The following is a 12,204-nucleotide window of genomic DNA, read 5'->3' on the forward strand; positions in this document are numbered from 1 at the left end:
GCCGCGCGCTGCTCACCGTGGCTAGAATGCGGGCCATGGGGTTTTTCCCCCCCCGCGAAAAGACGCCAAAACCCCCCCCCCCGGGGGGGGGGGGGGGGGGTTTTGGCGTCTTTTCGCGCACACAGCGCGCACATTTCGTCATCTGGCGTGCACCGACATGTCAGCACCCCGATGCCGACTGGCTCACCGGCTGCGCCACGTTGGTGGCATGAGCATCGCTTCTGTCCTCATACCCAGCGAGAAACCACGCGGCCCGGTAACCACCGATGCCCCCGGCCCGCACTACTCCCTCCTGCTGTCCACCGACGAGGCCCTCATCGAAGCGGCGCAACGGCTGCGCTACGACGTCTTCAGCAGCACTCCCGGCTTCGCTCTGCCCGCCGCCGTCGACGGCCGCGACGCCGACCGGTTCGACGAGTACTGCGACCACCTGCTGGTGCGCGACGACGACACCGGTGAACTGGTGGGCTGCTACCGGATGTTGCCGCCTTCCGGTGCCATCGCCGCCGGCGGCTTGTATACCGCAACGGAGTTCGACGTTCGCGCCTTCGACACCCTGCGACCGTCGCTGGTGGAGATGGGCCGGGCCGCGGTACGCGAAGGGCACCGCAACGGCGGGGTGGTGCTGCTGATGTGGTCGGGCATCCTGGCCTACCTGGACCGCTGCGACTACGAATACGTGACGGGATGTGTCTCGGTGCCGATCGGCGGCGACTCCACCGGCCAGGCGCCGGGCAGCCAGGTCCGCGGGGTGCGTGACTTCGTACTGAGCCGGCATGCCGCGGACTACCGGGTGTACCCGCACCGGCCCGTCCGCCTCGACGGCAAGAGTCTGGACGAGATTCCGGCGCCCAACCGGCCGGAGGTCCCGGCACTGATGCGTGGTTACCTGCGGCTGGGCGCGCAGGTCTGCGGCGAACCGGCCCACGATCCGGACTTCGGCGTCGGCGACTTCTGCGTGCTGCTGGCCAAACAACACGCCAATACCCGCTATCTGAAGCGGTTGCGTTCGGTTGCGGCGGCCTCGGCGCTGTGAACACGGCCGGGCACTCCTGGCTGCCTCGCGCGACCTGCCACGCGGGATGCGTGCGGATAGCGGAAAGCGCTGCGGCCCAACCATTCCGGACGGCGCTGCGGGTGGCGTTCCGCGTCACCTGTGCGTTGCTGCTGGCACCGGGAATACCGTTGCTCGGGGTGCCGCTGCCCGGCAGCACCGGGGTGCAGCGCACCTACTGCCGGTTGGTGCTGCGTTGTTTCGGCGTGCGAATCAAGGTGTCCGGCAACCCGATTCGTAACCTGCGCGGTGTGTTGGTGGTGAGCAGTCACACGTCCTGGCTGGATGCCTTCGCCATCGGCGCGGTGTTGCCGGGGTCCTTCGTCGCCCGCGCCGACATGTGCACGGCCGGGCCGGTCGGGATTCTGGCTCGCATCCTGCGGGTCATCCCGATCGAACGGTCCAGCCTGCGGCGGCTGCCGGACGTGGTGGATGCGGTGGCCCGCCGCCTGCGCGCCGGGCAGACCGTCGTCGCGTTCCCCGAGGGCACCACGTGGTGCGGGCTGGCGTCGGGCAGTTTCTACCCGGCCATGTTTCAGGCCGCGATCGATTCCGGTCGACCGGTCCAGCCGCTTCGGTTGAGCTACCACCACGCCGACGGCAGCGTGTCGACGGCGCCCGCATACGTCGGCGACGACACCCTGGGCCGGTCGGTGGGCCGGCTGCTGCGGGTGCGGCGCACGGTGGTCTCGCTGCGGGTGGAGGCCCTACAGCTGCCGGGCCCCGACCGGCGGGAACTGGCCGGCCGCTGCCAGTCCGTTGTGTTCCCGGAGCGCGCCCGCGGCCACCGGCACGCGCTGGTGGCCTGAGCGCGGGGCACAATGGGGTGATGTCTCGTTGGCCGACTCCCGATGTGCCCGGCCCGGGGCAGGAATCGGTCTGGGATTATCCCCGTCCGCCGCGGTTGGAGGAGTTCGCCGGCCCGATCACCGTCGAGCTGGGCGGCGAGACGATCGCCTCGACGACCCGCGCCTGGCGGGTGCTGGAAACGAGTCACCCCCCGACCTATTACCTGCCCCGCGACGCGTTCGCCGACGGGGTGCTGCGCCCGACGGCCGGCGCGTCGTGGTGTGAATGGAAGGGCCAGGCCCGCTACTTCGACCTGGTCACCGCGGCGCGGGAGGCCCCGCGCGCCGCGTGGACCTACCAATTGCCGTCGGCGGCGTTCACACCGATCGCGGGGGCCATCGCGGTGCTGGCCGCAGAGGTGGACCGCTGCACTGTCGACGGCGAGCAGGTGATCCCCCAACCCGGCGGGTTCTACGGCGGCTGGATCAACAGCTGGATTGCCGGACCGTTCAAAGGAATTCCCGGTTCGATGGGCTGGTGATCCGCGCACCAGGCTTACCGATGCCCGTTACCGGGAAGCCAGTGCCGGTGAACGACGGAATCATGCTCAGCGTGCACCGGGTAATCGCCGCGCCGCCGCAAGCCCTGTGGGAACTACTGGTCGACCTGGATGCCTGGCCGCGGTGGGGACCGACGATCGCACGCGCCGAGCTGGACCCGCCGTACCGGGAGCTGGAACTGGGCGCCACCGGCAGCGTTCAAACACCGCTGCTGGTCGGTGCGCCGTTCGTGGTGACCGAATTCGACCCTGGCAGATTCTGGGCTTGGAAAATTGGCGGGCAGGTGGCCGCAATCCCCGCCACCAGTCACCGGGTGGACCCGACGCCGGGGGGCGCCCGGGTGACGATGGCCGTCCCCTGGTGGGCCGGCCCCTATCTCAGCATCTGCTCGATTGCGTTGCGGCGCATGGAGAAAATGGTCGGCGCGGGCTAGGCGCGGGTTGGGTTACGGCGGCTCGCCGTTCAACCTGCGCTGCTGGGCCACCACGTCATCGAGGTCCTTGAGCCGCCGCAACCCGGCCAGCGGCTGGGTCATTCGCCGGTTTCCGGCCAGCTGATCGGCGTTGCGGGACAGAAACCACCAGTAGCCGCCGGTGAACGGGCAGGCGCGGTCGCCGACCCGCTCGCTGGGCCGGTACCGACAATCACCGCAATAGTCGCTCATCCGGTTGATGTAGGCCCCGCCGGCGGCATAGGGCTTGGTGGCCATCAGTCCGCCGTCGGCATGCTGCGACATCCCGACCACGTTGGCCACCATCACCCAGTCGTAACCGTCGACGAAGCAGCGGTGGAACCAGTCGGTGACGGCGGCTGGATGCCAACCCCGTTGCAGCGCATAGTTCGACAGCACCATCAGCCGTGGGATGTGGTGCACCCAGCCGTGGTCGCGCACCTGCGCCAGCACGTCGCGTAGGCAGCGGGCCTGCACCGCGTCGGCATCCAACTCGGCGAACCAGTCGGGCAGGTCCGCACGCGCTCGCAGCGCGTTGCGGCGGCGATACCCGTCGCCGAAATGCCAATACACATGCCAGATGTAGTCGCGCCAACCGATCAACTGCCGGATGTAACCCTCGACACTGGCCAGCGGCGCGTCCCCGCTGCGATAGGCGTCCTCGGCCGCATAAGCACACTCCAGCGGATCGAGCAGCCCCAGATTCATCGGCGCCGACAGCAGGCTGTGTGCCATGAACCGATCGCCGGCGAGGATGGCGTCCTCATGAGGACCGAAGTGGGGCAACCGTTCCCGGATGAACACCTGTAACGCCGCCCGCGCTTCGGTGGCGGTGACCGGAAATTCCCGCGGACCGTCGTTGCCGACGAACGAGACGTCGCCGTCGCGTTCCCACCGATCCAGATCCGCGCGGACCTGTTCATCGATCTCGTCCTCGTTCGGCCGCCACGGCGGCGCAATGCCCAACTCGCTCCGGTCCTTGGGGGCGGGTTCGCGGTTGTCGGCGTCGAAATTCCACCGGCCGCCCACCGGATCGTCGCCGTCCATCAACAGCTCGAACCGGCGACGTGCGCTGCGATAGAAGTTCTCCATCAGCAGCGTGCGCTGGTTTCCGGCCCACTCCTCGAAGGCCTCGCGGCTGGTGCAGAACCCGCGGGCCGGCAATACCTGCACGGCCGGCAGCGACCGCACGAACCGGTCCGCCGCCCAGGACGTCGGCTGGCAGACGCTCAGCGGTCCGTCGAGTTGGTCGAGGGCCTCGCGGTAGGTGCCGGTCTGCAGAAACACGGCCTGTTCGCCCAGCTCGGTGGCGCGGTGCCGCAACGCGGACAGCACCAGATGAGCCTTGCGGCGGTGGAAACGACGGCGCTGAAAAACCGCGCGCGACTCCACGAGCAGCACCGGCTGGCCCGGATCGTCCAGGAAGTGTGGTCCGAGTTGGTCGGCGAAGCACCACCGGCGTGGCTGTTTGTTCACTTTGTGAACGATTGACGGATTCCGGGGGACCCAAACCACGCCCAACGCCGGCGGCTGCCGCCGAAAGCCGAAATTCCGGGTCACGGCGGGCGGCCGGTATCGTAAACCCCGTCATGGTCTACCTCGATCACGCCGCCACCACCCCGATGCACCCCGCCGCCATCGAGGCGATGACGGCTGTGCTGGGCACGGTGGGCAACGCGTCGTCGCTGCACACCACCGGGCGCGCCGCCAGGCGGCGCATCGAGGAATCGCGCGAGCTGATCGCCGACAAGCTGGGCGCTCGTCCGTCCGAGGTGATTTTCACCGCGGGCGGGACCGAGAGCGACAACCTCGCGATCAAAGGCATCTACTGGGCACGCCGTGCTGCCGACCCCGCCCGGCGCCGGGTGGTCACCACCGAGGTGGAACACCACGCGGTGCTCGACACCGTGGAATGGCTCGTCGAACACGAAGACGCCGAGGTCACCTGGCTGCCCACCATGCCGGATGGCTCGGTGACCGCCACCGCGCTGCGCGAGGCGCTCGAAGCCCACGACGACGTCGCCCTGGTGTCGGTGATGTGGGCCAACAACGAGGTCGGGACGATCATGCCGATCGCGGAGCTGGCAGCCGTCGCGGCCGAATTCGGTGTCCCGATGCACAGCGACGCCGTGCAGGCGGTCGGACAGCTGCCGGTCGACTTCGGGACGAGCGGATTGTCGGCGATGAGCGTGACCGCGCACAAGTTCGGCGGGCCGCCGGGCGTCGGTGCGCTGCTGCTGCGTCGCGACGTGGACTGCGTTCCGCTGCTGCACGGCGGTGGCCAGGAGCGCGACGTGCGGTCCGGCACACCGGATGTGGCCGGAGCGGTGGGCATGGCCACGGCCGTCCAGATCGCGGTGGACGGGCTGGAGGGCAACAGCGCCCGGCTGCGAGCGTTGCGCGAGCGGCTGGTGAAGGGTGTGCTGGCCGAAATCGACGATGTCCACCTCAACGGCGCCGACGACCCGCTGCGGCTTCCGGGCAACGCCCACTTCACTTTTCGCGGGTGTGAAGGCGACGCCCTGCTGATGCTGTTGGACGCCAATGGAATCGAGTGTTCGACCGGGTCGGCCTGCACCGCAGGCGTGGCCCGGCCCTCGCATGTGTTGACGGCGATGGGCGCCGACCCGGCCAGCGCCCGCGGTTCGCTGCGAATGTCGTTCGGACACAACAGTGTTGATGCGGATGTGGACGCGGTGCTGGAAGTGTTGCCTGCGGCGGTGGCCCGGGCGCGGCGCGCCGTCCTGGCCGCGGCGGGGATGGCCAAGTGAAGGTTCTCGCCGCGATGAGCGGTGGCGTCGATTCGTCGGTCGCCGCCGCCCGCATGGTCGATGCCGGACACGACGTGGTCGGCGTGCACCTGGCGCTGTCGAGCGCGCCCGGCACGCTGCGTACCGGCTCGCGCGGCTGCTGCTCCAAGGAAGACGCCTCGGATGCCCGACGTGTCGCGGATGTGCTCGGAATCCCGTTCTACGTCTGGGATTTCGCGGAGAAATTCAAAGCAGATGTGATCGACGACTTCGTGTCGTCCTACGCGCGCGGTGAGACACCCAATCCCTGCGTGCGCTGCAACCAGGAGATCAAGTTCTCCGCCCTGTCGGCCCGCGCGCTGGCGCTGGGCTTCGACGCGGTCGTCACGGGTCACTACGCCCGGCTGTCCGACGGACGGCTGCGCCGCGCGGTCGACCGGGACAAGGACCAGTCCTACGTGCTCGCCGTGCTGACCGCTGCGCAACTGCGCCACGCCGCGTTCCCGATCGGAGACACCGCCAAGCCGCAGATCCGCGCCGAGGCCGCGCGCCGCGGCCTGGCCGTCGCCGAGAAACCGGACAGTCACGACATCTGCTTTATTCCCTCCGGCAACACCCAGGCGTTCCTCGGTGAGCGCATCGGGGTGCGCCGGGGGAGCGTGGTCGACGCCGACGGCGCGGTGCTGGCCGAACACGACGGCGTGCACGGCTTCACCGTCGGACAGCGAAAGGGGCTGGGCATCGCCGGACCGGGTCCGGATGGCCGTCCGCGCTACGTGACCGCTATCGACGCCGAGACCGCGACGGTCCACGTCGGTGGCGCTGCCGACCTTGACGTGCACGCGATGACGGGCCGGCAGCCGATCTTCACCCAGGGCACGCCACTCCGCGGGCCGGTCGAGTGCGAGGTCCAGGTGCGGGCGCACGGCGAAACGACGCCCGCGGTGGCCGAACTGGTCGGCGAGGAACTGCACGTGCAACTGCGCGCCCCGCTGCGAGGGGTCGCACGCGGACAGACGCTGGTGCTCTACCGTCACGACCCCGACGGAGACGAGGTACTGGGCAGCGCGACGATCGCCGGGACCGCGCGCTGACTAGCCGCCCGGGACGTTGGCGGACATGTTCGTCATCACGATCTCGGAGACCGACTCGGGGAAACCGCAGAACGTGACCTCCAGCATGGCGACCGACAGCACGCGGTAATCCCGTCCGCACGAGCCCGGGCGCATATGCAGCGAATCGGCGTCGGCGTTCCAGCTACTGACGAACAGCCAGCCCATCGAACTGATCGCGCAGTTCTTGACGGACGACACCAGGTCGTCGAAGGCCCGCCGGGCGGTCCCGGTGTCGGCGTAGCTGGCGGCGCCCTCGGAAATCAACCGCCCGTCCGGCGGGTCCTGAAACGTCGTCTTGTGGAACGCCTTCACCTCGGTACCGAAGGTCGCGGTCTCGGCGAACACGAACCGGCACTCGGGCGGCGCCGTCGTCGCCAGGTCGTCGATGTCGACGGGGTACCGGCCGTCCATCGTCGGGATGATCGTCAAATGGTCACCGGCGCCGGTGATGGCGCGCATCCGGGCTTGGTCCAACAGCACCGCCCCGGCATCGAGCACACCGAACGGCACGGCGTTCAGCGGCGCGACCGCTTCACCGCCGACCACCCGGGTGCACGCCGCCGTCAGCACCGTCACCCAGCACAGCAGAGCCCAACCCAGCAGTCTCGCCATCTGCCACCCTTCTCGGGTCGAACCTACCCGGGGCGCGGGGCGCTAAACACCCCTGGCGGTCGCCGCGCGATGTGACGTCGAATACGGTTGCCAGGTGAGTGATTTCGCGCCGCCTTTCGCGAAGGCCAGCGGCATCGGGTCGTGGCCCGGCACCTCGGCGAGGCAGGCCGCCGAGGTCGTCGTCGGCGAACTGGCGGGTGCACTGGCGCATCTGGTCGAGCTGCCGGCCAGGGGAGTCGGTGCCGACCTGCTCGGGCGCGCCGGCGCCTTGCTGATCGATGTCGCCATCGACACCGTGCCGCGGGGGTACCGCATCGTGTCGCGCCCGGGTGCGGTGGCCCGCAGAGCCGTCAGCATGCTCGATGAGGACATGGACGCCCTGGAAGAGGCCTGGGAGACCGCGGGCCTGCGGGGCGGTGACCGGGTGGTGAAGGTGCAGGTGGCCGGGCCCGTCACCCTGGCGGCCGGACTGGAATTGCGCACCGGGCACCGGGCGATCACCGATCCCGGCGCGCTGCGAGACCTCACCGCGTCGCTGGCCGAAGGCGTTGCGGCCCACCGGGCGACGCTGGCGCGCCGCCTCGACACCCGCGTGGTGGTGCAGCTCGACGAGCCCACGCTGCCGGCCGCCCTGGGCGGGCGGTTGAGCGGCGTCACGGCGCTGAGTCCGGTGCCCGCCCTGGACGAGGCCGTCGCAGAGACGCTGCTGCAAACCTGCGTCGACACCATCGAAGCGGACCTGCTGCTGCACAGTTGTGCTCCGGACCTGCCGTGGGAGATGTTGCAACGCACCGGAATTCGCGCACTATCCGCAGACGCAGGTACGCTGCGCGCGGCAGACCTGGACGGCATCGCGGGGTTCGTCGAATCGGGGCGCACCATCGTGTTGGGTGCCGTTCCGGCCGTCGCGCCCGAGCGGCGGCCGTCAGCGGAAGAAGTGGCGCAAGCGGTCGTCGCGGTGACCGACCGGCTCGGGTTCGGCCGTGCGGCCCTGCGTGACCGCGTCGGCGTCACCCCGGCCTGCGGCCTGGCCGGTGCCACGCCCGAGTGGGCCCGCACGGCGATCGGGCTGGCCCGCAGGGCCGCGGAGGCGTTCGCCGACGACCCCGACGCCATCTAGCAACCGTTCGGTTGCGTTTTATCCGCCCGCATGGTGGACTGAGACGCAACCAGGAGGTTGCGTATGAGTACCGATCGCATCGAGAAGCAGGTGCTGCTGCGGGCGCCGCTGGAGCGGGTCTGGCGGGCCGTCAGCGACGCCGAGCAGTTCGGCCGCTGGTTCGGTGTCCGTTTCGACGGTCCGTTCACCGAGGGCAGCAGCGTCACGGCGGTGATCACCCCGACCACCGTCGACGACGAGATCGCCAAGCGGCAGGAACCGCACGCGGGGGTGGAAAGCACCTGGCAGATCGTCGCGGTGCAACCGCAGCGGCGATTCGCCTACCGGTGGCACCCGTTTCCGGACGACGGCGAGGACGAGCCGACGACCTTGGTGGAGTTCACGCTGTCGGAGGTGCCCGAAGGGGTGCTGCTCACCATCGTCGAGTCCGGGTTCGACGCCGTCCCGGAGGCGCGCCGCGGTTCGGCATACGAGGACAACTCCGAAGGCTGGACGATCCAGACCGACCTGGTCCGTCGGTACCTCGACGCATGACCGCCCACGCCGCCGTCGACGCGCCACTGTTCGGGGCTCTCGGCGACCCCAACCGGCTACGCATCATCGTGCGGCTGTGCGACACCGGCCCGAGCTCCACCACCCAGCTGACCCAGGCGATCCCGGTAACGCGGCAGGCGGCCAGCAAGCATCTGCTGCTGCTGGAATCCGCCGGTCTGGTCACCAGCTCCCGGCGCGGGCGCGAACGCGTGTGGACCGTGCAGACCGAACCGCTCGCGAGGGCCGGCGATTACCTGGCGCAACTGTCGCGCCGCTGGGACGCCGCGGTGGACCGGCTGCGCGCCTTCGTGGAGGACGAGGCGCAGGAGTTAGCGCCCGGCGTCGGAGCCCTTCGATAGCCTGCGAGGGTGAGTTCGCCTGACGTGTTGCGCCAATGGCAAGACCTGGCCGAGGAGGTGCGCGAACACCAGTTCCGCTACTACGTGCGGGATGCGCCGATCATCACCGATGCGGAGTTCGACAAGCTGCTGCGCAGGCTGGAAGCGCTGGAGGCGGAATATCCCGAACTGCGCACCCCCGACTCGCCCACCCAGCTGGTCGGCGGCGCGGGGTTCGCGACCGACTTCGAGGCGGCCGAGCACCTCGAACGGATGCTGAGTCTGGACAACGCGTTCAGTGCCGAAGAACTGGGTGCCTGGGCCGCGCGGGTGCATGCCGAGGTGGGCGACGACGCGCACTACCTCTGTGAACTCAAGATCGACGGCGTCGCACTCTCGCTCGTCTACCGGAACGGACGTCTCACGCGCGCCGCGACCCGCGGCGACGGGCGCACCGGTGAGGACGTCACCCTCAACGCCCGCACCATCGACGACGTGCCACAGCGGCTCACCGCCAGCGACCAATACCCGGTGCCGGAGGTGCTCGAGGTGCGTGGCGAGGTGTTCTTCCAGGTCGCCGACTTCCAGGCGCTCAACGCCAGCCTCGTCGAACAGGGCAAGGCGCCGTTCGCCAACCCCCGCAACAGCGCCGCCGGGTCACTGCGGCAGAAGGATCCGGCGGTCACCGCGCGGCGCAAGCTGCGGATGATCTGCCATGGGCTCGGCCACACCGAGGGCTTCCGTCCGGCCACCCAGCACGGCGCCTACCTCGCGCTGAAGGCCTGGGGCCTGCCGGTCTCCGAGCACACCACCCTGGTCGACGATCTCGATGCCGTGCAGGAGCGGATCGGCTACTGGGGTGAGCACCGGCACGAGGTGGCGCACGAGATCGACGGCGTGGTGGTCAAGGTCGACGAGGTCGCGTTGCAGCGTCGGCTGGGGTCCACCTCGCGCGCCCCGCGCTGGGCGATCGCGTACAAGTACCCGCCCGAAGAGGCGCAGACCAAGCTGCTCGACATCAGGGTCAACGTCGGCCGCACGGGGCGGGTGACACCGTTCGCCTGGATGACGCCGGTGAAGGTCGCCGGCTCGACGGTGTCGCAGGCCACGCTGCACAACGCATCGGAGGTCAAGCGCAAGGGGGTGCTGATCGGCGACACCGTGGTCATCCGCAAAGCCGGCGACGTGATCCCCGAAGTGCTCGGACCGGTGGTGGACCTGCGCGACGGGTCCGAACGGGAATTCGTCATGCCCACGTCCTGTCCGGAGTGTGGCACCACCCTGGCGCCGACCAAGGAAGCCGACGCCGACATCCGCTGCCCGAACACCCGGCACTGTCCGGCGCAGCTGCGGGAGCGGGTCTTCCATGTCGCCAGCCGCAACGCCCTGGACATCGAAGGCCTCGGCTACGAGGCGGGCGTGGCGTTGCTGCAGGCGCAGGTCATCGCCGACGAAGGCGACCTGTTCGACCTCACCGAAGAGGACCTGCTGCGCACCGAGTTGTTCCGGACGAAGGCCGGCGGACTGTCCGCGAACGGCCGGCGGTTGCTGGCCAATCTCGGCAAGGCCAAGGCGGCGCCGCTGTGGCGGGTACTGGTGGCGTTGTCGATCCGGCACGTCGGACCGACGGCCGCGCGCGCCCTGGCCACCGAATTCGGCAGCCTCGACGACATCGTCGCCGCGTCCACCGAACAGCTGGCCGCCGTCGAGGGCGTCGGGGCGACCATCGCCGACGCGGTCACCGAATGGTTCGCCGTCGACTGGCACCGCGAGATCGTCGCCAAGTGGCGCGCGGCCGGAGTGCGGATGGAAGACGAGCGCGACGAAAGCGTGCCGCGCAACCTGACCGGACTGACCATTGTGGTGACCGGCTCGCTGACCGGTTATTCGCGCGACGATGCCAAGGAGGCGATCGTTGCCCGCGGCGGAAAGGCGGCGGGCTCGGTGTCGAAGAAGACCTCGTACGTCGTGGCCGGTGACTCGCCGGGGTCGAAGTACGACAAGGCCGTCGAACTGGGGGTGCCGATCCTCGACGAAGACGGTTTCCGAAAGCTGTTGGCGGAGGGGCCGGGCGACGTCTCGCCCGACTAGGGGGCACTAACCGGGCGATGGGGCCTATGGTGGGCGCTATGACGCAGACTGCCGACCCGTCCGCGGATGCATCGCCGTGGTCGCCGCGGGAGGCCGAGCTGCTCGCGGTGACGCTGCAGCTGCTGCAGGAACACGGTTATGACCGGTTGACCGTGGAAGCCGTCGCCAACACCGCCCGGGCGAGCAAGGCGACGGTGTACCGGCGTTGGCCGTCGAAAGCCGAGCTCGTGCTGGCGGCATTCATCGAGGGCATCCGTCCGATCGCCGTCCCGCCGAACACCGGCACGCTGCGTGGCGATCTGCTGCAGCTCGGGGAGGCGATCTGTCTGCAAGGTCAACACCAAGCCAGCACGATTCGTGCGGTGCTGGTCGAGGTGTCGCGCCATCCGGCCCTACGGGACGCCATGCAGCACCGGTTCCTAGACCAGCGCAAGTCGTTGTTCCAGCACGTATTCGACCAAGCCATCAAACGTGGCGAGATATCCGAAGAAGCTGCCACAGAAGAACTTTGGGATATATTGCCCAACTATCTCATCTTCCGGTGCATCCTGCCCGGCCGCCCGCCGACCCTGGAAACGGTGCGTGCGCTGGTGGACGACTTCCTGTTGCCCGGCCTCACGCGAACGACTTCGTAGCGGTCGACTTCGCAAAGCGCTCTTGTGCAGTACGGTCCGGTACCGTACTGTCATAGCCAGTGCCGCCGGCGTACGCCGGCCGCGGTGCTCTACCTGGACAGCGAAAGGCCAACGGGTGGGACGGGTTTCGTTAGCACCCCTGGTCAAGCGGGGGT

At 69.4% G+C, this 12,204-nt stretch carries 13 protein-coding genes; 11 read left to right on the top strand and 2 right to left on the bottom strand.

Annotated elements, in window-relative coordinates; translation table 11 throughout:
• The first annotated feature begins 208 nt into the window (after positions 1-208).
• From A9X01_RS24860 to A9X01_RS24875, 4 genes are read left to right on the top strand one after another with little or no spacing between them, the layout of a single operon-like run.
• Positions 209-1,036, top strand: a complete 828-nt coding sequence (locus A9X01_RS24860) for a GNAT family N-acetyltransferase (protein WP_065123264.1) — start codon at positions 209-211, stop codon at positions 1,034-1,036.
• The gene (locus tag A9X01_RS24865; RefSeq protein ID WP_065123265.1) at positions 1,033-1,863 is read left to right on the top strand and encodes a lysophospholipid acyltransferase family protein; all 831 of its coding nucleotides are present in this window, start codon (positions 1,033-1,035) and stop codon (positions 1,861-1,863) included. The genes A9X01_RS24860 and A9X01_RS24865 overlap by 4 nt, the downstream gene beginning before the upstream one ends.
• A 20-nt stretch (positions 1,864-1,883) precedes the next feature.
• Positions 1,884-2,384 (top strand): DUF427 domain-containing protein, encoded by a 501-nt coding sequence (locus A9X01_RS24870; protein ID WP_065123285.1) that lies wholly within the window; start codon positions 1,884-1,886, stop codon positions 2,382-2,384.
• A gap of 41 nt (positions 2,385-2,425) precedes the next feature.
• Positions 2,426-2,836: an SRPBCC family protein gene (locus tag A9X01_RS24875; RefSeq protein WP_366663726.1), complete on the top strand. Its 411-nt coding sequence runs from the start codon at positions 2,426-2,428 to the stop codon at positions 2,834-2,836.
• Between the two features lie 12 nt (positions 2,837-2,848).
• Here the strand turns inward: A9X01_RS24875 and A9X01_RS24880 are convergent, their stop codons facing one another.
• Positions 2,849-4,330, bottom strand: a complete 1,482-nt coding sequence (locus A9X01_RS24880; RefSeq protein WP_065123287.1) for a cryptochrome/photolyase family protein — start codon at positions 4,328-4,330, stop codon at positions 2,849-2,851.
• A gap of 113 nt (positions 4,331-4,443) precedes the next feature.
• Between A9X01_RS24880 and A9X01_RS24885 the strand changes: the two genes are divergently transcribed.
• Together A9X01_RS24885 and mnmA are read left to right on the top strand one after the other, a co-directional pair.
• Positions 4,444-5,625, top strand: coding sequence for a cysteine desulfurase family protein (locus tag A9X01_RS24885; protein ID WP_065123266.1), 1,182 nt, complete (start codon positions 4,444-4,446; stop codon positions 5,623-5,625).
• Positions 5,622-6,698, top strand: coding sequence for a tRNA 2-thiouridine(34) synthase MnmA (gene mnmA / locus A9X01_RS24890; protein WP_155772271.1), 1,077 nt, complete (start codon positions 5,622-5,624; stop codon positions 6,696-6,698). The genes A9X01_RS24885 and mnmA overlap by 4 nt, the downstream gene beginning before the upstream one ends.
• On the opposite strand, the gene A9X01_RS24895 is transcribed toward mnmA, so the two are convergent.
• Positions 6,699-7,331 carry a sensor domain-containing protein gene (locus tag A9X01_RS24895; RefSeq protein ID WP_065123267.1) on the bottom strand — a complete coding sequence of 211 codons (633 nt, stop codon included), beginning with the start codon at positions 7,329-7,331 and terminating at the stop codon, positions 6,699-6,701.
• A gap of 94 nt (positions 7,332-7,425) precedes the next feature.
• On the opposite strand from A9X01_RS24895, the gene A9X01_RS24900 reads away from it, so the two are divergent.
• The 5 genes from A9X01_RS24900 to A9X01_RS24920 all read left to right on the top strand — a co-directional run bounded on the left by A9X01_RS24900 (position 7,426) and on the right by A9X01_RS24920 (position 12,049).
• Complete coding sequence (locus A9X01_RS24900; RefSeq protein WP_065123268.1) at positions 7,426-8,451, top strand: uroporphyrinogen decarboxylase/cobalamine-independent methonine synthase family protein; 1,026 nt, start codon at positions 7,426-7,428, stop codon at positions 8,449-8,451.
• Between the two features lie 63 nt (positions 8,452-8,514).
• Entirely contained in the window at positions 8,515-8,985 is a 471-nt protein-coding gene (locus A9X01_RS24905) for an SRPBCC family protein (protein ID WP_065123269.1), read from the top strand.
• The gene (locus tag A9X01_RS24910; protein ID WP_065123270.1) at positions 8,982-9,344 is read left to right on the top strand and encodes an ArsR/SmtB family transcription factor; all 363 of its coding nucleotides are present in this window, start codon (positions 8,982-8,984) and stop codon (positions 9,342-9,344) included. Before A9X01_RS24905 ends, A9X01_RS24910 begins: the two co-directional genes overlap by 4 nt.
• 9 nt (positions 9,345-9,353) lie before the next feature.
• Positions 9,354-11,414 carry an NAD-dependent DNA ligase LigA gene (ligA, locus tag A9X01_RS24915; protein WP_065123271.1) on the top strand — a complete coding sequence of 687 codons (2,061 nt, stop codon included), beginning with the start codon at positions 9,354-9,356 and terminating at the stop codon, positions 11,412-11,414.
• Positions 11,415-11,440: 26 nt separating this feature from the next.
• Positions 11,441-12,049, top strand: a complete 609-nt coding sequence (locus A9X01_RS24920; protein WP_253849382.1) for a TetR/AcrR family transcriptional regulator — start codon at positions 11,441-11,443, stop codon at positions 12,047-12,049.
• Positions 12,050-12,204: the final 155 nt, after the last annotated feature.

It is taken from the genome of Mycobacterium asiaticum (genome assembly GCF_001668675.1).
Taxonomy (GTDB): domain Bacteria; phylum Actinomycetota; class Actinomycetes; order Mycobacteriales; family Mycobacteriaceae; genus Mycobacterium; species Mycobacterium asiaticum_D.

What these genes read in the sequence shown, in the direction of transcription:
- A9X01_RS24885 (WP_065123266.1), top strand. Translation starts at nt 4,444, where the DNA reads ATGGTCTACCTCGATCACGCCGCCACCACCCCGATGCACCCCGCCGCC.
- A9X01_RS24905 (WP_065123269.1), top strand. Translation starts at nt 8,515, where the DNA reads ATGAGTACCGATCGCATCGAGAAGCAGGTGCTGCTGCGGGCGCCGCTG.
- A9X01_RS24870 (WP_065123285.1), top strand. Translation starts at nt 1,884, where the DNA reads ATGTCTCGTTGGCCGACTCCCGATGTGCCCGGCCCGGGGCAGGAATCG.
- A9X01_RS24860 (WP_065123264.1), top strand. Translation starts at nt 209, where the DNA reads ATGAGCATCGCTTCTGTCCTCATACCCAGCGAGAAACCACGCGGCCCG.
- A9X01_RS24910 (WP_065123270.1), top strand. Translation starts at nt 8,982, where the DNA reads ATGACCGCCCACGCCGCCGTCGACGCGCCACTGTTCGGGGCTCTCGGC.
- A9X01_RS24895 (WP_065123267.1), bottom strand. Translation starts at nt 7,331, where the DNA reads ATGGCGAGACTGCTGGGTTGGGCTCTGCTGTGCTGGGTGACGGTGCTG.
- A9X01_RS24920 (WP_253849382.1), top strand. Translation starts at nt 11,441, where the DNA reads ATGGTGGGCGCTATGACGCAGACTGCCGACCCGTCCGCGGATGCATCG.